This window comes from Parvularcula oceani, assembly GCF_000733125.1.
Classification (GTDB): Bacteria; Pseudomonadota; Alphaproteobacteria; order Caulobacterales; family Parvularculaceae; genus Parvularcula; species Parvularcula oceani.
In genome coordinates this window covers 456,329-477,484 of sequence record NZ_JPHU01000001.1, presented here as the reverse complement: position 1 = coordinate 477,484, position 21,156 = coordinate 456,329, and the positions used below count along the sequence as shown (strand labels likewise).

Sequence of the window (21,156 nt, the reverse complement as noted above, 5' to 3'; positions counted from 1 at the left end):
AGGCTTCATTTACCGGCGCGCCGCCCGGGGCAGGGCGGTGCAGGCGTGCAGGAGAATTACGGCGTGGCGGAGACCGCGACACTCAGCGGAGCGGGGGACGAGCCTGCGGCACCAGCCGCCGGGCGCCGCCCGCCCGCGCGCCGCGGACGGGCCTGGCTGACGCCGCGCCTGGTCGAGCTCGCCTATGTCGCGCTTCTGGGCGTTCTCCTCGTCCGGCTCGTCTGGCTCCTGGTCACGCCGCTGCCGCAGCCGGAGATCGAGACCCGTTCGCCCGCCGCCGCGCCTGAGCGCGCCGATCTCTCGGTCTTCTCGCGCTTCGATCCTTTCGGCGGCACGCCCGGCGCCGAAGAGGCCGTTCCCGATTACGCCGATGCGCAGGAGACGACGCTGGACCTGCGCCTTGTCGGGACGACCGTCGGCGGCAGCATCACCACCGCGACGATCGAGACCCCCAATGGCCGCCAGCGCACCGTGCCGCTCGGCGAGGAGATCCTTTCCGGCGTGGTCCTTCGCGACGTGCTGCCCGAACAGGCGATCCTGAGCCGCAACGGGGTGACCGAGACGCTGACGCTCGCGGGGCGCGATCCCCGCACTCCGCGCCGGGAATCCCGCGGCGGGCCCGCCCCGGCAGCGGGCCCGGCCTCCTCGGTGCAGCGGCCCGACATCACCCCGGCAGCGAACCTGGCCGCGCTGGCGCGGTCCTTCTCCTTCAGGCCGCTGCGCGACGATGCGGGCGAGGTGCTGGGCTATGCCCTCTATCCCGGCGGCTCGCGCGAGCTGTTCGACCGGTCGGGCTTCGCCGAAGGCGACATCGTCACGGCCGTCAACGGCACGCCTGCGCCCTCCGATCCCGAAGACCTTCTCGAGCTGATGGCGGATCTTCCGCCCGGCGCTCCCTTCACGGTCACCGTCGAACGCGGTGGCCTTCCCCTCGATGTGCCCGTCGATCCGAGCAGGGCACCATGAGCCGAGGTTTCATGACGTCACGACACACGCTTCGCGGCCTTCTTGCCGCCCTTGGTCTGAGTGCGAGCAGCCTGACGCTCCTGCACGGCGCAGCGCTGGCGCAGAGCGGCGCCGCGCTCAACTATGAGGACGCCGATCTGCGCGCGGTGGTGGACGATATCTCCCGCCGCACCGGCCGTGCCTTCATCATCGACCCGACGCTGGCGGGCAAGGTGAACATCATCTCGCCGCCCGACGCGGATCTGGGGCCGGACGAGGTGTGGGAGGTCTTCCTCGCCGCGCTGCAGCTCAACGGCTATACGGCGGTTCCGATCGGCGACCGGGAATACAAGATCGTCCGTTCGCAGCAGGCGCTGCGCGAGGCAGGACAGAACGGCAGCCAGGCGGCGCCCGGCGGCAGCGCGGTGACGCGGCTCGTCGAGCTGCGCTTCGTCGACGTGCGCGAGGCGGCCAATGCCGTGCGCTCGCTCGTCGCCGATACGGGCCTCGTCACGCCGATCACCGAGACGAACACGCTGATCGTCGCCGATACCGCCGCCAATGTGCAGCGCGTGGTCAGCCTTCTCGAGGAACTCGACGTCGACAATACCGTCGTGCGGCCGGTGACCCTCCAGAACGCGCCGGCCTCCGAAGTGGCGAGCACGCTCCTCGAGATCATCAACAACCAGGTCACCGAGGGCCGCAGGGCTGGCGCTGTCAGCGTCGTGGCGGCCGATGCGACCAATCAGGTCATCCTGCGCGGCAATCCGCAGGAGGTGCGCCGCCTGATCCCGATCATCGAGGAACTCGACAATGCGGGCGCCTCACGCGTCGGGCTCGATGCGATCTACCTCAACCATGCCGATGCGGAGAAGGTCGTCGAGCTTCTGCAGGGCGTTCTCGGCGCGCGCGTGACGGGGGAAGGCGCGCCCCAGCAGGGCGGCGCCGGGCAGGGGCCGAGCATCGGCTTCGATGCCGCGACCAATGCCGTGGTGGTGAACGCGCCGCCGGATACGCAGCGCCTCGTCCGCTCCATCGTCAACCGCCTCGATATCCGGCGGCCGCAGGTCCTGCTCGAAGCGATAGTGGTCGAGATCTCGAACACGACGGCGCGCGAACTCGGCGTGCAGTACCTCTCCGGCGGCGACGGCTTCCCGGTGACGGCGGCGAGCTTCACCAACACGCAGCCCAATCTCGTCAGCGCGGCGGGCGCGGCCTATTTCCTCGGGCCGGGCCGCGACAGCATTTCGGGCACGCGCACGGTCACGACCGATAGCGGCGCGGTCATCGTCGACGATGCCGACCCGCAGCTGACGCAGGTCGCCGGCCAGCTGGTCGAGGCGGCGGTGGGCCAGCTCCTCAACTATAACGGCTTCCTCGGCGGCTATGCCGCGCAGACCGATGACGGATCGGTCTATGGCGTGCTCCTCTCGGCGATCCAGTCGGACAGCCAGTCGAACCTTCTCTCCACGCCCTCGGTCGTGGTGATGGACAACGAGGCGGCGCGCCTTCAGGTCGGCCAGGAAATCCCGATCGTCACCGGCAGCACGGCCGGAGACGATTTCGAGAACGTCTTCAACCAGATCGAGCGCCAGGATGTCGGCAATATCCTGGAGGTCACGCCCCAGATCAACGAGGGCAACACGGTCAAGCTGGAGATCAAGCTCGAGGTCAGCTCGATCGGCGCCTTCACCGCGCAGACCGACAACATCATCACCAACAAATCGGTGATCCAGACCACGGCCGTGGCAGAGGACGGCCAGACCCTGGTCCTGGGCGGCCTGATCGACAATGACCGCCGCCGGACCGAGAGCAAGGTGCCGATCCTCGGCGACATTCCGCTCCTCGGAAACCTGTTCAAGGGCCAGAACCGCCAGCAGGAGGACACCACGCTCATGGTGTTCATCCGCCCGACCATCCTGCGCGATCCGCTGACCGCCAACGCGGCGACGGCGCGCAAGTACGACTATGCCCGCCAGCAGCAGCTGCGCCGCGAGAAGCGGGGCGCGGTGGCGCCGATCGACCGGGTGCTGAACGAATATCTCGGCACGGGCGGCTATGTCTCGCCAGAGCGGGTGGACGAGTCCCTGCCCGTGGACGAGCCCCTGTCGGGCGGACCGATCGAAGGGATGCCGGCCATCGATGAGTGAAACCGAGACGCTTCCTCCCGCCCCCTCCCATGAGGCGCCGCAACGCTTCTCCTACGGCTTCGCCAAGGAGGCGGGCATCATCCTGCTCGGCGGGCAGGGCGGCGAGAAGGTGCTCGGCGTGCGCGCGAACGCCGAGGGCGCGGCCCTGGCCGACCCCTGGGCGATGGCCGAGGCCTATCGCGCGGCCGGCGGCGATCCATCGGTCGAGCTCCTGCCCGAGAACCTCTTCGAGCGGCGGCTGTCGGAGGTCTACTCCGCCGAAGGGCTGTCGGCGGCGACCTTCGAGGACGAGGGCAGCGAGGATCTCTCCGCGCTCGCGGAAGGCCTGCCCGCGACGGCGGACCTTCTGGATACGGAGGACGACGCGCCGGTCATCCGCCTGATCAACGCGCTGATCGCGGAGGCGGTGAAGACCCGCGCCTCGGACATCCATATCGAACCCTATGAGGGCGCGCTCTCCGTGCGCCTGCGGATCGACGGCGTCCTGCGCGAGGTGCTGGAGTTGCCCGCGCGGATGACGCCGGTCCTGACCTCGCGCGTGAAGGTCATGGCGCGGCTCGACATCGCCGAGAAGCGCGTGCCGCAGGACGGGCGCATCTCGCTGTCCATGGGCGGGCGCCTCGTCGACGTCCGGGTCTCGACCCTGCCCAGCCGCTTCGGCGAGCGGGTGGTGATGCGCCTTCTCGACAAGGAGCAGGCCAAGCTCGACCTCGACGCGCTGGGCATGCCGCCGGGCATTCTCAGCCGCTTCAAGCAGGTCCTCAAGCGTCCCAACGGCGTGATCCTCGTCACGGGGCCCACCGGCTCGGGCAAGACGACGACGCTCTATTCGGGGCTCACACTGCTCAACGATCCGGGCGTGAACATCCTGACGGTCGAGGACCCGGTCGAATACGCTCTCGACGGCGTCGGGCAGACGCAGGTCAATTCCAAGGTCGGCATGACCTTCGCGACCGGCCTCCGCGCCATCCTGCGCCAGGACCCGGACGTGGTCATGGTCGGCGAGATCCGCGACGTCGAGACCGCGCAGATCGCGGTGCAGGCCTCGCTGACGGGGCACCTCGTCTTGTCCACCGTCCACACCAATTCTGCCGTGGGCGCGGTGACGCGGCTGCGCGACATGGGGGTCGAGCCCTTCCTTCTGTCCTCGACGATTGCGGGTGTCCTCGCCCAGCGCCTCGTGCGCAGGCTCTGCGAGGCATGCAAGGCGCCGCACGAGGCGGATGCCTCCGAACGGCAGCTTCTCGGGGCCGAGGAAAGCGTCACGATCTACGAGCCGCGAGGCTGCGCGCGCTGCAACGGCACGGGATACGAAGGCCGGATCGGCCTCTACGAGCTGGTCGTGGCCGACGACACCTTCCGCAAGCTCGTCCATGACGACGCCTCCGAGCACACGCTGGCCGAGCACGCCTTCCGCGATGCGCCGACCTTGGCCGAGACCGGCTGGGCGCATGTCCTCGCAGGCCACACCTCGATCGAGGAGGTCCTGCGGGTCGTCCAGGAGGCCGAAGCGACGTGACCGCCTACCGCTACGAGGCGGTGGACGCGGCCGGACGCAAGAAGCGCGGAACGGTCGAGGCGGACACCCAGCGCCGCGCCCGGCGCGAGATCCAGGCCTCCGGCCTGACGCCGGTCTCGCTGTCCGAGGCGGGGGAGGGGAGCGGCCTCGATATCCGCCTCAGCCGCGGGCCGAAACAGCCCTCGCGCAAGGACATCATCGCCGCCACGCGCCAGCTCGCCACGCTGATCGACGCGGCCATGCCGGTCGAGGAGGCGCTCGCCGCCGTGGCGGCGCAGGAACGGGGCAGCCCCACCGCCCGCGTCCTGACCGCCGTGCGCATGCGGGTCGTCGAAGGCTGGCGGCTCTCAGAAGCGCTCGGCGAGCATCCCAAGAGCTTCCCGCCGCTTTATCGCGGAATCGTCGCGGCGGGAGAGACCTCCGGCACGCTCGGCGCGGTCCTGGGGCGCCTCGCGGACATGCTGGAGCGCAACCGCGCCATCACGCAGAAGGCGACGACCGCGCTCATCTATCCCGCCACCATCGCCGTGGTCGCTATCGGCGTGGTCTGGGCGCTGATGACCTTCGTCGTGCCGCGCATGGTCGAGCAGTTCTCGGACATGGGTGCGCAGCTGCCGCTTCTGACGCGGGTGGTGATCGGCGTATCGGACTTCGTGCGCGATTTCGGCCTGATCGTGCTGATCGCGCTCGTCGCGGCGATCATAGGCTTTATCGTCGCGCGGCGCAGGCCCCGCCCGAAGCTCGCCATGGACAGGATGCTGTTGCGCCTGCCCGTGATCGGCCCGCTCGCCCGCGACCTCGACGCCGCGCGCTTCGCAAGGACGCTCTCGACGCTCTTCGCCTCGGGCGCGCCGCTTCTCGATTCGCTGCGCTCGGCGCGCCGCACCGTGGTGAACAGCCATATCGACGACCGCCTCGGCGTCACCCTGACCGGGGTGCGCGAGGGGGCGAGCCTGTCGGCATCGCTTCGCCGGGCGGGCGTCTTTCCGCCGATGATGGCGAGCATGGTCTCGGCCGGCGAGCGCTCCGGCGCGCTGCCGCTCATGCTGGAAAAGACCGCAGACCAGATGGAGGGCGGCTTCGAGGCGGCGACCACGCTCGCCCTGCGCCTTCTCGAGCCTGCCGTGATCGTAACACTCGGCCTGGTCGTCATGGTGATCGTGCTCGCTATCATGCTGCCGATCCTGCAGATCAACACCATGACGCTGGGCTAGCGAAGGAGCCTCATGACCACCTCTCACCGCAAACGCCGCCAGCAGCGCGGCGTCACGCTCGTCGAACTGCTCGTCGTGATCGTGATCCTGGGCGTTCTGGGCACGATCATCGCCGTCAACGTGCTGCCCGCCGCCGACCAGGCGCGGACCCAGGCCGCCGCGACGCAGATCGACAATTTCAGCCAGGCGCTGCAGAGCTATTACCTCGATCACTCCACCTATCCGGACAATTCCCAGGGCCTCGAAGCGCTGGTGACGCCGCCCCAGGGCCTGCGCACGGCGGGGCGCTACCGCCCCGGCGGCTATCTGGGCGGCAATTCCGTGCCTGCCGATCCGTGGGGCAATGACTATGTCTACAACTATCCCGGCGAGTTCGGTCAGTTCGACATCCTGTCCTATGGCCGCGACGGGCGGCCGGGGGGCGAGGGCCCCGATGCCGACATCACGAGCTGGGACTAGCCGGACGCTTCAGCGCGGCGTCACGCTCGTCGAGCTTCTGGTCGTGATCATGATCATGGGCGTCGTCGGGGCCGTGGTGCTCTTCTCGGTGCCCGCGCGCATCTCCGAGGCGGAGCGCGCGGCGCGGGAGCTGGCAGGCCAGGTGCCCGCGCTCAGCGACGCGGCGGTGACGAGCGGCCGGACGGTCGGCCTCGACCTGCGCGAGGGGCGGCTCATGCTGCTTGGCTATGAGAACGATCGCTGGCGCGAGACGGGAGGCGTGCCTATCGGCCCCGATCTGCGCCTCGACCTGTCGCCTGCGGACGAGGTGCTGCCGCCCGATCCCCCCTCGGAGGGACAGCTGATCTTCTACCGTCCGCCGGGCGAGGAGGAAGAGGAGCTGCCGCCGCCTCCGCCTGTGCTGTTCTCGCCGACCGGCGAGGCGACGCCGTTCTCGGTCCGCATCGAGGACGAGGAGGCGGCCTGGGTGGTGAGAGTGGATGCCATGGCCGAAGCGGGAGTGGCTCGTGCCGAAGACTGACACGCAGACAGGCCTGACCTTGATCGAGGTGCTGGTCGCGCTCGCCGTTCTCGCCTCGGCGGTCGGCGCGATCCTGATCATGATGTCGACCCAGACCCGCAATGCGGCGGCGCTGCGCGACAATGCCCTCGCCCGCATCGTCGCGGAGAACGCGATGGTGGAAATCGCGCTCGGGGTCGGCGAGGGCGACGATCCCAGCCCGTCCGGCACGGCCGAGATCGGCGGCACCGTCTATGAATGGCAGGCGAACCGCGACCCCGCGCCCCTGCCGCGCGCCGAGATCGTCTCGGTCGCGGTGCGCCGTGCCGATAGCGGGCAGGAGGTCGCGCAGCTGAGCACGCTGCGCCGCATCGAGGACGAGCAGCCTCTGAGCGAAGAGGGTGGCCCGACGCTGAGCGAGGTCACGCAATGAACGCGCAGCGCGGCCTCACCCTGGTCGAGCTTCTCGTCGCGCTCGGCATCTTCGCGCTGGTCAGCGCGGCGAGCATCGCCGTCTTCAGCCTTGCGATCGGCAGCCGCGCGCAGCTCGAGGAGGCGACGGACGAGACCATGCGGCTCGAGCGGGCGCGGGCGCTGATCCGCTCCGACCTCGCCCAGCTCGTGCCGCGCCCGGTGCAGGAAAGCGGCGAAGCGAGAGCCTCCTTCGTCGGCGGAACGGCCATATTGGAGGGGGCGGACGATGAAACCGTGCTGATGGCGCTGACGCGGAGCGGGTGGAGCAATCCGGGCGCGGCCCGTCCCCGCGCCGAGTTGCAGCGCGTGGAATACGTTCTTCGCGAGGGGTCGCTCATCCGGCGCAGCCGCCCCTTTCTCGACGCGGTCGAGGCGACGCCGCGCACCGAACAGGTGCTGCTGGCGGGGGTCGAGGCGGCGGATATGCGCTTCTTCGACGGCGATAGCTGGCGGCCCGGCTTTTCGGCACCCTCCGGCCAGCCCGGCCCCCGCGCCGTGCGCCTCGAAATGATCCATCCGCGCTTCGGTCCGCTGCGCCAGGATTTCCTCGCGGGGCCCCGGTCATGAGAGTCGCCCGCGAGGAAGAGCGGGGCATAGCCCTCCTCGTCGTCCTCCTGCTCCTTGCCAACCTTGCCGTGGTGGCGGTGGCGACGACGGAGGTGATGACCCGCTCGGTCGCGCGGACCGGCGCGGCGCAGGCCCGCGACCGCGCCGTCTGGGCGCTCCTCGGCGCCGAGCAGGCGGGGGCTCTCGTCCTGGAGCAGGCGCTTCAGGACGAGGCCGCGCAGCAGACGCTCGGCGACCCGCTCTTCGCCGCGCCCGTGACGCTGTCCCTGCCGGGCGCGACGATCGAGGGGCGGTTCGAGGACCGCTCGGCCTGCTTCAACCTCAACGATCTCGTGGACGGGCCCCCCGGCGCCTATGTCACGAACGAGGCGGGGGTGGCGCGCTTCGGGGATCTCATCGAATCGATGGGCGGGAACCGGCCCCAGGGCACGCTCCTCGCCGAGGCCGTCGCCGATTTCGCCGACAGCGACGATGCGCCGAACCCAGGGGGCAGCGAGGACTATGACTATTCGCGCGGCACTCCGCCCTACAGGACGGCGGGGACGCTGCTCTCGGATGTCTCCGAGCTGCGGGCGATCCGGGGGTGGAGCGCGGAACTCTACGCGGCGCTCGGCCCGCATCTTTGCGCCCTGCCGCGGACCGGGCCGGCCCGCCTCAATGTGAACATGCTTGCCCCCCAGGACGCGCCCGTCCTGCATGCCCTTCTGGACCGCCAGGTGCCGATGGGAGAGGTGGAGCGGCTGGTCGCGAACCCGCCGCCCGGCGGCTACGGCACGGTCGAGGCCTTCCTGTCGCAGGGCGCGCTGGCGAACGCCTCTCTTCCCGACGAGGCGCTGGCCGGACTTTCGACCAAATCTTCGCTGGTCTCCCTGACGGCGAGCGCCGTAGAGGGAGGACAGGAGTTGAGTATGACGACGCTGTTCTACATCGACGGCGGCACCGCCCGTCCCATCGCCCGCCGCTTCGGAGGCGCGCCGTGACCGTCGCTCTCGTTCTGCTGACGGGCGCCTCGCCCGATGAGCCCGTCCGCTGGGCCGTGGGCGAGGGCACGCAACTCGGGGCGGCCGGCATCGCGCCGAACCTCTTCGCACTCCCCGACCCGCTGCCCGCCCATGAGCGGCTCGCCGTGATCCTGCCCGGCGACCGGGTGGCGACCCGCGTGCTGCGCCTGCCGGTCAAGGGCGACCGCGCGATGGAGAACGCGGCCCGCCTCGCCATGGAGGATGTGCTCGCCGAGCCGGCCGAGGACTTCCACATCGCCTATGGGGAGCCGGATGCCGAGGGCGCCCGCAGGGTGAGTGCCGTGCCGCGGAGCTGGTTCGAGGAATGGATGGCGGCGCTGTCCGAGGCGGGGCTCGATCCCGACACCGTCTCCTGCGACCATGCCGCGCTTTCGGCAGACGGCTATGACGGCGTGGTGCTGCGAGAGCGCGGGCGCATCGTCGCCATGCTGCCGGGCGGCGGCTTCACCGCGTCGGAGAGCTTCGCCCGCCCGCTGATCGAGCGGCTCGGGCAGGGGGCTTCGCTCCTGTCGGTGCGGATCGGCCCTTCGGGCGAGACGATCGGCAGCGAGAGCCTCGTCCTCGCCGATGAGCGGGCGCTCAGCGCCTTCTATCTCGCGGGGCTCGGCCGGATGCGGCCGCCGTCCTTCCGCCGCGGCCGCTTCGCCAAGAGGCGCGATATCGGCGGCGCCCTGCGCAATTGGCGCCTCGCGGGCGGGCTCATGGCCGCCTGTCTCGCCGTGTGGTTCGCCGGCATCTTCGTCCAGGGCGCGCGGCATGGCGGCGCGGCGGATGCGCTGCGGGCCGAGGCGGAGGCGACCTTCACGCAAGCCTTTCCCGATGCCCGCATCGTGGATCTGCGGCGTCAGGCCCAGCAGCGGGCGGCCACTGGCCCCGGCGGCTCGCAGTTCCTCGGCCTCTCCGCCGCGCTCGCCGAAGCGCTCGAGGAGGCCGGCAGCGTGGAGCTGTCCGGCCTGACCTATACCGCGGAGGGCCGTCTGGTGGCCGATGTCCGGTATGACGGCTTCTCCGAGCTCGAACGGCTGACCCGGGCGCTGAGCGCGCGCGGGGTGCGCGCGCAGGAGGGTCAGAACCCGCGCCTCGAGAACGGCGCCTATGTCGACCGGCTGACACTGGAGGCCCGCTCGTGAGCGCCGTGACCGACGCCTATGCCCGCCTGTCCCCGCGCGAGCGGCTCCTGGTGCTGCTCGCCGCCGCGCTGCTCGGCGTGCTGATCCTGTGGTTCGCCGTCTTCGGCCCGATCCTCGCCGCGCGCGACGCGGCGAAGGCGAGCTATGCCGAGGCGGCGCAGACCTATGCTCTCGTCCAGCGCGCCGCCGCGACGCCGCGGACGGAGACCCCGGGCTCGGCCGAGCCGCTGCGCTCGGTCCTCTCGCAGACGGCCGCGCAGGCGGGGCTGACCATCGACCGCTACGACATCCAGGAGAATGCGATCGACCTGACCGTGGCCAGCACCGCCGCCGACACGCTCTATAGCTGGCTCGGCGAGCTGTCGCGGCGTCACGGCATCGTGGTTCGCGAAGGCACGGTGCGCGAGGTCGGCGAGGGCGGCGAGATCACCGCCAGGCTCACACTGGTGCGCCAAGGATGACCGCCGACCTGTGGCCGAGGGTCTTGGGCGGCGAGGCGGCTCGGCGTAGCGTGGCCGCATGACCCACCGCGCAGCCGGCCTCTTCGTGCTTCTTTTCGCCTCGCTCGGCGCCTGCGCCAGCACGCAGGACACGAGCGGCCGCGGCGGCGGCGCGCCCCTTCTCGCGCGGAGCGAGGCGCCGGACCCCGATGCGCTCGACGACTACGCGATCCCGCCCGGCCGCTGCGGCACGATCCTGTGGACGCTGTCGGGGGCCAGTCCCGTTCCGATCTTCCGCTCGGTGGATGACGGCATGGCCAGCATGGTCATCGAGGGGCAGAGGACGCAGCTCAACCTCGTCGGCCGCGGCGGCGAAGCGCGGCTGGGCATTCCCTCTGTGCAGCATTTCGAGGGGCAGACGCAGAGCGGCGCCGTGCGGGTCACCATGCGCGGGCAATGGGGCCAGCCCTTCCCCGCCGGAAACTATGTCGAGGAAGCGGTCTTGCGGGTGCAGGGCGCCGATGGCTGGTCGCGGGTCGTCCCCGTCGCCGGGATTGCGGGGTGCAGGCCATGAGCGCCGGGCACGGACATGACCACGATCACGACCATGATCACGGAATGAGCGATAGCGGGCGTTTGCGCATCGCGCTGTTCGTCATCGCGGGCTTCATGGTGGTCGAGATCGTCGGCGGGATCGTCTCGGGCTCGCTGGCCCTGATCGCCGATGCCGGCCACATGGCGACCGATGCCGTCGCCCTCGGGCTGGCGCTCGGCGCGCGCTGGCTCGCAGGAAAGCCGGTCACGCCGGCGCTGCCCTTCGGCTATAAGCGGGCGCAGGTCCTCGCCGCCTTCGTCAACGGGCTCGGGCTCTTCGTGCTGATCGGGTTCTTGATTCTCGAATCCTTCGAGCGCCTGTCCGAGCCGCCGGAGATCGGGACGGCGACGATGTTCACCGTCGCCGTGCTCGGGCTCCTCGCCAATATCGCCGCCTTCTTCGTCCTGCATGGCGGGGACCGCCACGACGTGAACATGCGCGGCGCGATCCTGCACGTGATCGGAGACATTCTCGGCTCCGTCGCCGCGATCGTTTCGGCCATCGTGATCTGGACGACCGGATGGCTCTATGCCGACCCGCTGGTCACCCTGATCGTCTGCGCCCTCATCGCCCGCTCGGCATGGGTGCTGACGCGGGAGACCGCGCATGTGCTGCTGCAGGGCGCGCCCGGCACGGTCGACACGGCCGAGATGCGCAGCACGCTGCTGGAGGCGGCCCCGCATGCGATCGACATTCACGATTTCAGGCTGTGGATGGTCACGCCGAAGGAACGCGAGCTCACCATGCATGTCACGGTGGAGAATGCGGGGGCCGCGCAACAGACGCTGATGACGATCAAGCGGGTGCTGGCAGAGCGCTACGACATCACCCATTCGACCATTCAGGTCGATGCCGTGCCGCAGGGGCGCGTCGTGCCCTTCTGCACCGACGCGCGGACGGCACGGGGCTAGCGCCCCGGCCTCCGCGCCGTCAGATGACGTTGTCGAACAGGCGCTCCTCGATGGCCGGGATGACGTCTTCCGGGCGGGTCACGACGATGATGTCGTGGCGCAGTTCCTCGGCCGCGAAGCCGCGGTCGATCACGTGGCCGATCAGTTCGACCAGCGGGGTCCAGAACCCTTCGACGTCCAGAATGACGATCGGCTTCCTGTGCAGCTCGAGCCGCGCCCAGGAGAGAAGCTCGATCACCTCCTCCAGCGTGCCGATCCCGCCGGGCATCGTGCAGAAGGCGTCCGATTCCTCGAACATCATCATCTTGCGGGTATGCATGGTGTCCACGACCTCGTGGTCCACGCCGTCGAGAATGCCTTCCATCTCGACCAGGAAGCCCGGGATCACGCCGAAGACGTCGCCGCCCGCGTCGCGCACGGCGGAGGCCACTTCGCCCATCAGGCCGAGCTTGCCGCCCCCATAGACGAGGCGGGTGCCGTTTTCCGCCATGGCCTCGCCCAGCGTCCGGGCGGCCTCGGCGAAGACGGGACGATCACCCACGCGCGAACCGCAGTAGACGCAGAGGGACTTCAGTTTGCTCACGAGAGACTCCTAGGTAGTGTAGGGGCGGCGTCTGAACGCCGCACGGCCCGCCTACATAGGGCCTACGATGTGAAAGGTCTCTATGCGCGCCGCCTTAATTGTTCTCGTCCTCGTGATACTCGCGGCGGCGACCTGGTTCGGCCTTTCCCATTTCGGAGGCTCGGAACCCGCAGAGGCACCGGTCGCAGAGCGGCAGGCGCCGGCCGAAGCCCGGACCGAGGCGACGGAGCCGGGCATGGTGCTGCCCCGCTTCGACATCGTCCGCGTCGCCCGCTCCGGCTATGCCGTCGTGGCCGGCACGGGCGAGCCCGGCGCCACCGTCTCGCTCCTGTCGAGCGGCGAGGTGCTCGCCGAAACCACCATCGGCCCCGACGGCGCCTGGGCGATCAACACCGAAACGCCGCTCGAGGCGGGCCCGGTCGAGCTGACCCTGCGCCAGACGCCCATAGACGCCGAGGGCGAGGCGGTGTCGAGCGAGGAGGCCGTGGTCATCTACGTGCCGGAAACCGAGACCGACTCTCCGCTCGTCCTGCGCACGACGCCGGGCGGGGCGACCGAGATCCTCCAGCGGACGACCGACAGCCCGCGCAATCTCGGACCGCTGGCGATCGAGGCCATCGACTACGACACTGCCGGCAACGTGCTGTTCTCGGGCCGGGCGAGCCCCGACAGCATGGTGCAGGTGCTCCTGGACGGCATCGCCCTGTCCCAGCCCGTCACCGCGGACGGGGAGGGGCGCTGGGAGCTGTCCGCCCAGGTGGCGCCCGGCCTCTATACCTTGAGGGCCGTGCAGGTCGGCCCTGACGGAGAACCCGAATATGTCGTCGAGGTGCCCTTCGAGCGGGCCGCCTATGACGAGGTGGTCCAGCGCACCGATGGGGGCGTGGTGGTCCAGCCGGGCAATTCGCTGTGGGTGATCTCCCGCTCGGTCTATGGCGAGGGACGGCAATTCACCGTGATCTTCGAAGCCAATGCCGATCAGATCCGCGACCCGGACCTCATCTATCCCGGCCAGGTCTTCCGCGTGCCGGGCGAGGAGGAATGATCATCCTTCCGCTTCGGGGCGCAGGAAGGCAGCGTATGTGCGCCGCAGCTTGCCGAGCTTTGGGTCGATATGGGTCCGGCAGAAGGGCGCATCGGGCCGGCTGCGGTAATAGTCGCGATAGCGCGGCGGCGAGAGCCTGAACCGGCGCAGGCGCAGGATGCGGGTGACCGGCGCGGTCCCGGTCTCCTCCTCGAAGGCGGCCAGCGCGCGCTCCGCGTCCTGCCGCTGTATGGCGCCGAGCGTGTAGACGGCGCTGCGATACTTGCCGCGCATGCTGTGATCCGACGCGCTGGCATGGGTGCGCAGGTGGATCTCGATCAGCACGGGCAGGGGGATCTGCGCAGGGTCGAAATGCAGGCGCACCGCTTCCGAAAGGGCGTCCTCGGGCGGGTCCGCCCCGATAAAGCCCTGCTCGACGATCGTCACGCCGCGCAGGGACTGGAAGACCGCTTCGGTGCACCAGTGGCAACCGCCGCCAAAGCCGATCACCTGATCCATTCGCACTTTCCCGCATGGCCCTCCGCCTTCGATCTGGGCGCGCCTCCGCCTCGCGGCCAGCCCTGCCGACGCCGCGCGTGACAAAGACCCCGGTCTGGGTCCACAAAGCGGGTCAAAGCAAGCGAGGCATCGGGCATGAGGGCGATCGTCTGCGGCGCGGGACGCGTCGGACACGGTATCGCGGCGCGGCTGGCGCGGGAGAAGGCGAGCGTCACGGTCATCGACCGCAACCCCGACCTGATCCGCAGCCTGACCGAGCGCCTCGACGTGCGCGGCGTGGTCGGTTCCGGCTCCTATCCGGACGTGCTGGTCGAGGCAGGCGCGCGCGAGGCCGATATGGTGATCGCGGTCACCCATTCGGACGAGGTGAACATCGTCAGCTGCCAGATCGCGCATTCGATCTTCAACATCCCGACCAAGATCGCGAGGATCCGGGCGAAGAGCTATCTTGAAAGCCGCTACGCCGACGTCTTCAGCCAGAACAACATTCCGATCGACGTCATCATCTCTCCCGAGCGCGAGGTGGCGCAGAGCGTGCTGCAGCGCCTGACGACCCCCGCCGCATTCGAGGTGAAGGTCTTCGCCGAGGACCGGATCTGGGCCGTCGGCGTGCGCCTGCGCGAGGACTGCCCGATCCTCGAGACCCCGCTGCGCCAGGTGCGCGAGCTGTTTCCCGACCTGCAGATCACCATCGTGGGCGTCCACAGGGGAGACACGCTGTTCCGCGCCAATGCCACAGATCAGCTTCAGGCGGGCGACGAGGTCTATTTCGTCTGCGACCGGGACCGGGTGGAGCGGGCGCTCGAAATCCTCGGCGAGCCGCAGCCGCGCGCGCGCCGCGTGATCATCGTGGGCGGCGGCAATATCGGCTACGATCTCGCCACCGAGCTCGAGGCGCGCGGCCAGTCCAAGATCCGCCTCATCGAAAAGGACGAGGACCGGGCCGCCTGGATCGCCGAGCGCCTCGAAAAGACGATCGTGCTTCAGGGGTCGGGCCTCGACCGCGAGGTCCTGCGCGAAGCCGGCGTCGCCAACGCAGAGGCGCTCGTCGCGCTGACCGACAGCGATCAGGTGAACGTCCTGTCCGGCGTGATCGCCAAGCGGGAGGGGGCGCGGCGGGCCAATGTCCTGATCAACGAGCCAGAATACGGCCCGCTCAGCCAGTCCGTCGGCATCGACCGCTATATCGACCCGCGGGCGACGACGATCTCCACCATCCTGCAGCATGTGCGGCGCGGGCGGATCAAGGCGGTCTATTCGATCCTCGACGGCCAGGCCGAACTGATCGACGCCATCGCGCTCAAGACCTCCAATCTCGTCGGCACGCCGCTCGGCGAGGCGCATCTGCCGAGCGGCATCGTGATCGGCGCCATCCTGCGCAATAGCGAGGTCATCCTGCCCGATCAGTCCACCATCGTGCAGGCGGGCGACCGGGTCGTCCTCTTGGCGCTGCGCGAAAACGTGCCTCAGGTTCAGAAGCTGTTCCGGGTCGGCTTCGAATACTTCTAGGGCGCAGGCATGTCGCTTTCGCCCGTCGCACGTTTCATCGCCTATGCGCTGTTCGCCGTCGCCGGCGCCAGCATCCTGCCGGCAATCCTCGCCGGAACGGCGGCGCCGCAGGAATTGCCGGGCTATGTCTTCGGCGGCGGAATGGCCCTCTTCTGCGGCGGCGCGGCACTGATCCTCGGCCGCAACCTGCCGCGCCGGACCATCGTCAAGAACGGGCTGCGCGAGCTTCTCCTGGCGCTGGTCCTTCTTTGGGCAGGCGTTCCAGTTGCCGCTTCCCTTCCCTTCATCCAGCAGGGCTGGTCGCCGGGCGATGCCTGGTTCGAGGCGGTCTCGGGCCTGACGACGACGGGCGGCTGGCTTTCCGATCCGAGCGCGCGCGCGACGGCGGCGGGGATGATCTACCGCGCGAGCCTGCAATGGATCGGCGGCCTCGTTTCCCTGTGCACGGCGGCGGCGATCTTCGTGCGGCCAGAATTCATGGGCATCACGCCGCTGGTGCCGCCCTTCGCGCGGGGGGAGTCGAATTCCTATCTGCGCGCCTTCGATGCTGCCTTCCGCGTCTTCCTTCCGGTCTTCATGGGCCTGACGGGAGCCGCAGCGGCCGGCTTCATCGGCCTCGGCATCCCCGTCATCGAAGCGCTGGTCATGGCGATGTCGCTCATCTCCTCGGGCGGCTTCGTTCCGCATCCGAGCGGGATGGAGGGCTATGGCGGCGCTGTGCGCGTGCTCTGCGTCCTCGTCATGACCCTCGGCGCCGCGAACTTCATCGTCATCGCCAGGATCGCCTCGGGCCAGCGCCAGCGCATGCGCGGCGGCGATGACCGCGAGACCCTGACCTTCGTGCTCCTTTGTCCCGCGATCGCGCTCCTCTTCTGGCTGTCGACCGGTGCCGGCGATCTCGACCGCCTGCTCGCGCAGACTTTCAACGCGGTCTCCATCCTGTCCACGAACGGCCTGACGGTCGGGGAGGATCCGGCGCTGACCCCGGTCCTCGTCACGGCGATCATCGGAGGGGCGGCGGTGTCCACGGCCGGCGGCATCAAGCTGCTGCGCTGGCTCGTCACCTTCTCCCGCACCGGAGAGCAGCTTTGGAAGCTAACCCATCCGGGCGGCGTGGTCGCCGACAAGCCGACGATCGACGAGTTCGGCGTCTGGATCCACACCATCGCCTTCACCATCCTGCTCGCCGCCTTCGTCCTGATCGCGGCGTTCTTCGGCAATTCCCTTGAGGTCAGCGCGGCGGCCGCGATCTCGGTCGTGGCCAATGCCGGCCCGGTCCTCAACCTCGCGCCGCTGATGACGGCGGACTACGTGCTGTTCGATCCCGCGCTGCGCCTGCTCTTCGGCATGGGCATGATCGCGGGGCGCCTGGAACTGGTCATCATGCTGGTTCTGCTGAACAAGCGGTTTTGGCTGGGATAAGCTGCGCGGGCCTGCCATGCTCCCCGGCGGGACCCGGCGAGGCGGTCCTTGCTAAGGGAATGCTGCACTGCAAGATAGGTGAGCAGATAGAAGCTGGAGACAAGAATGAGCGAAAAACGGCCAGGGCTTCAGGATTTGTTCCTCAACCAGGTGCGCAAGGACAAGGTTCCGACCACCGTCTTCCTCGTCAACGGGGTGAAGCTGCAGGGCATCATCACTTGGTTCGACAGCTTCTGCGTCCTTCTCAAGCGGGACGAGCAGGTCCAGCTGGTCTATAAGCACGCCATTTCGACCATCATGCCCAATGGGCGCGTATCGCTTCGCGAGGAGGAGCAGGATCACGACTGATCAGCCAGACGATCCGCACGCGGTCCTGCTGCCCGCCGAGCGGGCGCTCGTCCTCCAGCCCGTGCACACGCGCGAGCGCGGGGGGCTGCGCTCCGAGGAGGGCGCGCTCGAGGAGACGGTGGGCCTCGCGGCCGCGATCTCGCTCGACGTGGTTCAGGCCGACCTCGTCCGCCTGAACCAGAAGCGGCCCGCCACGCTGTTCGGCAGCGGCAAGGTCGAGGAGATCCGCGAATGGCTCGACGCGCAGGCGCCGCGCCCGGGCCTCGTCATCATCAATGACAGCCTGACGCCGGTGCAGCACCGCAATCTCGAAAAGGCCTGGAACGCCAAGGTCCTCGACCGCACGGCGCTGATTCTCGAAATCTTCGGCGAGCGGGCGCAGACCCGCGAAGGCGTCCTGCAGGTCGCGCTGGCGCATCTAAGCTATCAGCGCTCGCGCCTCGTGCGCTCCTGGACCCACCTCGAGCGGCAGCGCGGCGGGGCGGGCTTTCTGGGCGGTCCCGGCGAGCGGCAGATCGAGGCCGACCGCCGCGCGCTCGCCGACAAGATCGACCGGCTGAAAGCGCAGCTCGAACAGGTGCGCCGGACCCGCACCCTGCAAAGGGCGAAGCGGAAGAAGGCGCCTTATCCGGTGGTGGCGCTGGTGGGTTACACCAATGCCGGAAAATCGACTCTGTTCAATCGCCTGACAGGCTCGGACGTGATGTCGGAGGACCTGCTCTTCGCGACGCTCGACCCGACCATGCGGCGGGTCGATCTCGCATCGGGCACGCGGGTCATCCTCTCCGATACGGTGGGATTCATCTCGGAGCTTCCGACGACGCTGGTGGCGGCGTTCCGGGCGACGCTCGAAGAGGTGCTCGAAGCCGACATCATCGTGCATGTGCGCGACATCGCCCATGCGGAGACGGACGCGCAGCGCGCGGACGTCCTGTCGGTTCTGGGCGATCTCGGCGTCCGGGACGAGGATGGACGGCGCGTGATCGAGGTCTGGAACAAGGTCGACCTTCTGGAGGAGGAGGCGGCAACTCGCCTGGCCGCAGCCGCAGAAGCGCGGGCGAAAAGCGCTGCGGGCACGCTCGCCGATCCGGTGCCGATCGCGGGATCGGCCATCACGGGCATCGGCATGGACGGGCTCAATCTGTGGATCGACCGTCTTCTGACAGCCGAGCATCGCCTGTTCCGCCTGAGCGTTCCCGTTTCTGACGGGGCGGCGCTGTCCTGGCTCCATGCGCATGCCGAGATCGTCGAGGAGACCAGGTCGAGCGGCGGGGACGCGGATCTCGTCGTCAGACTCGGCGAAAAGGAGGCCGGGCAGTTCCGGGCCCGATTCGCCCACCCGCTCCTGTCCGAACCGGCCTCCGGTCGGCAGGAGGAGGACCGGGACTCGGCATCGGGCTGAGAAGCGGGATCTTCCGGCGGAGGGACGATGGCCTGCCGACCGTCCGCGCAAGAAAAAAGGCGGCCCGAGGGCCGCCTTTTCCTGAGATACTGGTCTTGGCCTTAGGCCGTCTTGCGACGACGCGCAGTGGCCGCGCCGGCAGCCGCGAGGCCCGACAGCATGAAGACAGCTGCACCCGGCAGCGGGATCGGATCGATCGGCTCGACCACGACGCCGCCATCATCCAGCGTGCCGTCATATTTGAAGCCGCCGAAGTTGAAGACGAAGTGCGCCGTCACGTACTGGCTGAGATTGGTCAGCATGTCGCGCAGCGGGAAGTCGCCGTCGATGACGTCGTTCGCGAAGGTCAGGCCGATGGAGAAGTTCCCGGCCAGTTCGCCTTCGGTCGAGACGAGGTTGAAGGTGACCTGATCCATGGCGTAGTCGGACGCGCTGCTCGGCACGTCGATCAGGAACGCCTGGCTGTACTCAGGATCGCCGTCGGCGCCGCCGATCGTCACCATCGCGCCGTTCAGCGCGTCGGTGAAATCGCCGTTCGGGCCGACCGTGCCGTCCTCGTCGATATCGAGCTGGATCTGGAAGTCTTCGCCGCCGACCATGGGATCGACAACGCCGGGGATCGGCGTGCCGTTGGGCGGTGTCGCTTCGGCACCGACGGTGCCGTTGAACGTCACGGTTGCCGCTTGCGCAGCAACGCCGAGACCCATCGTGGCGACCGCAGCGACGCTAGTAAGCATCAGTTTGCGCATATTCATAACCCTCCGAATTGCGTTCAGGAACCTTGCAGTAGGTGAACAATGTCCTAACGCATTCGTTCCACACGAAAGCGCGGCGTTAATCAATCGGGTAGCACATAGCTGTGATACACGTTTATGGTGTGCCGGCCCCCGTAAGGGCATGCTCCATCACGTAATAGAGCACGTTCTGCTCGAGGACTCCGCCGACGAGATAGGCGCCGGGCCCTGCCGCATAGACCGCGACATCCTGCCCGCCATGCGTCTCCGAGGGAGAGGGCACGAGGGATTGCTGCCTGTAATCAAGATGCTGCGCCTGCTCATCGCCCAGATCGGGCCGCAGGAGGGGGGCGTCCGCAGCGCCCATGGCGCCGACCGCCAAGGCGCCCGGGCCGTTCGCGTAGCCGAGCGTGGTATAGGGGCGGCCATCCGTCCCGGTCCGCACCACGGCCTCTCCGTCCGAATCCGCGCTCTTCACGATTCCGAGAATGGGATTCCCGCGCTGCGGGTAGCCGGCGAAGGACAGGGTATGCCCGTGATCGGCCGTGACGAGGATCAGCGTTTCGTCGAGATCCACGGTCTCGAGCGCCGCCTTCACCGCTTCGTCCAGGGACAGCGTCTCCTCCAGGGCGCGGGCGGCGTTGCCCGCATGGTGCGCATGGTCGACCCGGCCGCTCTCGACCATGAGGAAATAGCCGTCCTCGTCCTGGTCCAGCTTCTCGATGGCGAAGCGGGTCATCTCGGCGAGGGACGGCTCGTCGGCCCCTTCGGTCTGCCGGTCGGGCTCGTAGCGCAGATGGCTCGGCTCGAAGAGGCCGAGGACGGCGCCGCCGGCCGCCGGATCGAGGTCTTCGAAGCCTTCCTCGTTCCAGACGAAGCGATTGTCCCGCGACATCGCGTTCCAGGCCTCGACGAGGTTGCGGCCGTCCATCCGGCGGCCGGTGCGGTCCTCATATTCGGGATCGGCCATGTCCTGCGGCAGGAAATTCGAGCGGCCGCCGCCGAAGGCGACCTTGAGGTTGATGGCCTCGGCGCGGTCGAGAAGCTGCCGGGCGATGTCGGCGCAGGCCGAATCCGCGGGCATGTCGGCATCGCTCTCCCAGTCCCGCTCGGGCGCTGAGGCGTAGACCGAGGCCGGCGTGGCATGAGTGAGCCTGGCCGTGGTCACGATCCCGACCGAACGCTCGCTCGCCGCCGCGACGTCCGCGAGCGTGTCGAGCGGGGCGCCGCGGGCGGCCTCGCAATCGCCGCGCGGCACGCCCTGATCGACGTTGAGCATGCCGCTGCGCGTCTTGCGCCCCGACAGCATCGCCGTCGCCGTGCCGGCGCTGTCGGGCGTCTGCATGTCGGTGTTGTAGGTCTTGGACAGCGCCGTGTGCGGCAGCGTCTCGAAGCCGAGAACGTTCTCCTCGCCGCTCAGGCCCTGTTTCTGGCCGCCGAGGATGCGGGCGGCGGATATCGTGGTGATGTCCATGCCGTCGCCGATGAAGAGGATGACGTTGCGGGCCGGTCCTGTTTTCGGCTCCACCGCGAGGCGCTCGGCCAGCGCCTCGCGCCCCTGCGCCTCCCAGTCGGGGGCGGGCGCCTGCGGGTCCTGAGCACCAAGCAGGGCGGCGAAGAAGAGAGCGGTGATCATACGTGCTGTTCCGTCTGCGTGGCCGCAGAACTAACTCCTGTTCGCTGCGGGGGG

The 21,156-nt window shown here is 69.1% G+C and carries 22 protein-coding genes; 18 read left to right on the top strand and 4 right to left on the bottom strand.

The window, feature by feature from the left end; genetic code table 11:
• Nucleotides 1–45 precede the first annotated feature (45 nt).
• Genes IE88_RS0102260 through IE88_RS0102200 form a run of 13 tightly spaced genes read left to right on the top strand, consistent with a single transcriptional unit; the run spans nt 46 to nt 11,925 of the window.
• On the top strand, nt 46–966 hold the full coding sequence (locus tag IE88_RS0102260; RefSeq protein WP_031549663.1) for a type II secretion system protein N: 921 nt from the start codon (nt 46–48) through the stop codon (nt 964–966).
• Between the two features lie 11 nt (nt 967–977).
• Nucleotides 978–3,095: a type II secretion system secretin GspD gene (gene gspD, locus IE88_RS0102255; protein WP_036766327.1), complete on the top strand. Its 2,118-nt coding sequence runs from the start codon at nt 978–980 to the stop codon at nt 3,093–3,095.
• Nucleotides 3,088–4,614 carry a type II secretion system ATPase GspE gene (gene gspE, locus IE88_RS0102250; protein ID WP_031549659.1) on the top strand — a complete coding sequence of 509 codons (1,527 nt, stop codon included), beginning with the start codon at nt 3,088–3,090 and terminating at the stop codon, nt 4,612–4,614. Before gspD ends, gspE begins: the two co-directional genes overlap by 8 nt.
• Nucleotides 4,611–5,828, top strand: coding sequence for a type II secretion system inner membrane protein GspF (gene gspF / locus IE88_RS0102245; RefSeq protein WP_031549657.1), 1,218 nt, complete (start codon nt 4,611–4,613; stop codon nt 5,826–5,828). The genes gspE and gspF overlap by 4 nt, the downstream gene beginning before the upstream one ends.
• Nucleotides 5,829–5,840: 12 nt before the next feature.
• The gene (gene gspG, locus IE88_RS0102240) at nt 5,841–6,287 is read left to right on the top strand and encodes a type II secretion system major pseudopilin GspG (RefSeq protein ID WP_031549655.1); all 447 of its coding nucleotides are present in this window, start codon (nt 5,841–5,843) and stop codon (nt 6,285–6,287) included.
• On the top strand, nt 6,262–6,807 hold the full coding sequence (gspH, locus tag IE88_RS0102235) for a type II secretion system minor pseudopilin GspH (RefSeq protein ID WP_162178285.1): 546 nt from the start codon (nt 6,262–6,264) through the stop codon (nt 6,805–6,807). The genes gspG and gspH overlap by 26 nt, the downstream gene beginning before the upstream one ends.
• A complete protein-coding gene (gspI, locus tag IE88_RS0102230; protein WP_031549651.1) occupies nt 6,794–7,219 on the top strand; it encodes a type II secretion system minor pseudopilin GspI in 426 nt (141 codons plus the stop codon). The genes gspH and gspI overlap by 14 nt, the downstream gene beginning before the upstream one ends.
• Nucleotides 7,216–7,827 (top strand): type II secretion system minor pseudopilin GspJ, encoded by a 612-nt coding sequence (gene gspJ, locus IE88_RS0102225; protein WP_031549648.1) that lies wholly within the window; start codon nt 7,216–7,218, stop codon nt 7,825–7,827. The genes gspI and gspJ overlap by 4 nt, the downstream gene beginning before the upstream one ends.
• A complete protein-coding gene (gene gspK / locus IE88_RS16190) occupies nt 7,824–8,807 on the top strand; it encodes a type II secretion system minor pseudopilin GspK (protein ID WP_036766325.1) in 984 nt (327 codons plus the stop codon). Before gspJ ends, gspK begins: the two co-directional genes overlap by 4 nt.
• Nucleotides 8,804–9,979 carry a type II secretion system protein GspL gene (gspL, locus tag IE88_RS0102215; RefSeq protein ID WP_031549646.1) on the top strand — a complete coding sequence of 392 codons (1,176 nt, stop codon included), beginning with the start codon at nt 8,804–8,806 and terminating at the stop codon, nt 9,977–9,979. The genes gspK and gspL overlap by 4 nt, the downstream gene beginning before the upstream one ends.
• On the top strand, nt 9,976–10,440 hold the full coding sequence (gspM, locus tag IE88_RS0102210; protein ID WP_031549644.1) for a type II secretion system protein GspM: 465 nt from the start codon (nt 9,976–9,978) through the stop codon (nt 10,438–10,440). Before gspL ends, gspM begins: the two co-directional genes overlap by 4 nt.
• 58 nt (nt 10,441–10,498) lie before the next feature.
• Nucleotides 10,499–10,993 carry a hypothetical protein gene (locus tag IE88_RS18005; RefSeq protein ID WP_031549642.1) on the top strand — a complete coding sequence of 165 codons (495 nt, stop codon included), beginning with the start codon at nt 10,499–10,501 and terminating at the stop codon, nt 10,991–10,993.
• Nucleotides 10,990–11,925 (top strand): cation diffusion facilitator family transporter, encoded by a 936-nt coding sequence (locus tag IE88_RS0102200; RefSeq protein WP_162178284.1) that lies wholly within the window; start codon nt 10,990–10,992, stop codon nt 11,923–11,925. Before IE88_RS18005 ends, IE88_RS0102200 begins: the two co-directional genes overlap by 4 nt.
• A gap of 19 nt (nt 11,926–11,944) precedes the next feature.
• Here IE88_RS0102200 and IE88_RS0102195 read toward each other — a convergent pair whose 3' ends face one another.
• On the bottom strand, nt 11,945–12,508 hold the full coding sequence (locus IE88_RS0102195; protein ID WP_031549638.1) for an LOG family protein: 564 nt from the start codon (nt 12,506–12,508) through the stop codon (nt 11,945–11,947).
• An 82-nt stretch (nt 12,509–12,590) separates the two neighbouring features.
• Here IE88_RS0102195 and IE88_RS0102190 point away from each other — a divergent pair, with 82 nt between their 5' ends.
• A complete protein-coding gene (locus IE88_RS0102190; RefSeq protein WP_036766322.1) occupies nt 12,591–13,553 on the top strand; it encodes an Ig-like domain-containing protein in 963 nt (320 codons plus the stop codon).
• Here IE88_RS0102190 and IE88_RS0102185 read toward each other — a convergent pair whose 3' ends face one another.
• Nucleotides 13,554–14,051 (bottom strand): peptide-methionine (S)-S-oxide reductase, encoded by a 498-nt coding sequence (locus tag IE88_RS0102185; protein ID WP_031549634.1) that lies wholly within the window; start codon nt 14,049–14,051, stop codon nt 13,554–13,556. It abuts the gene before it with no gap.
• Nucleotides 14,052–14,186: 135 nt separating this feature from the next.
• On the opposite strand from IE88_RS0102185, the gene trkA reads away from it, so the two are divergent.
• The 4 genes from trkA to hflX all read left to right on the top strand — a co-directional run bounded on the left by trkA (nt 14,187) and on the right by hflX (nt 18,732).
• Nucleotides 14,187–15,560 (top strand): Trk system potassium transporter TrkA, encoded by a 1,374-nt coding sequence (trkA, locus tag IE88_RS0102180; RefSeq protein ID WP_031549631.1) that lies wholly within the window; start codon nt 14,187–14,189, stop codon nt 15,558–15,560.
• 9 nt (nt 15,561–15,569) lie between these two features.
• Complete coding sequence (locus tag IE88_RS0102175) at nt 15,570–16,982, top strand: potassium transporter TrkG (protein ID WP_031549629.1); 1,413 nt, start codon at nt 15,570–15,572, stop codon at nt 16,980–16,982.
• Between the two features lie 105 nt (nt 16,983–17,087).
• Nucleotides 17,088–17,330: an RNA chaperone Hfq gene (gene hfq, locus IE88_RS0102170; RefSeq protein ID WP_031549627.1), complete on the top strand. Its 243-nt coding sequence runs from the start codon at nt 17,088–17,090 to the stop codon at nt 17,328–17,330.
• Nucleotides 17,287–18,732 carry a GTPase HflX gene (gene hflX, locus IE88_RS0102165; protein WP_081871360.1) on the top strand — a complete coding sequence of 482 codons (1,446 nt, stop codon included), beginning with the start codon at nt 17,287–17,289 and terminating at the stop codon, nt 18,730–18,732. The genes hfq and hflX overlap by 44 nt, the downstream gene beginning before the upstream one ends.
• Nucleotides 18,733–18,833: 101 nt before the next feature.
• On the opposite strand, the gene IE88_RS0102160 is transcribed toward hflX, so the two are convergent.
• Nucleotides 18,834–19,481 (bottom strand): hypothetical protein, encoded by a 648-nt coding sequence (locus IE88_RS0102160; protein WP_156032301.1) that lies wholly within the window; start codon nt 19,479–19,481, stop codon nt 18,834–18,836.
• Between the two features lie 121 nt (nt 19,482–19,602).
• Complete coding sequence (locus IE88_RS0102155; RefSeq protein WP_036766319.1) at nt 19,603–21,102, bottom strand: alkaline phosphatase; 1,500 nt, start codon at nt 21,100–21,102, stop codon at nt 19,603–19,605.
• Between the last annotated feature and the right edge of the window lie 54 nt (nt 21,103–21,156).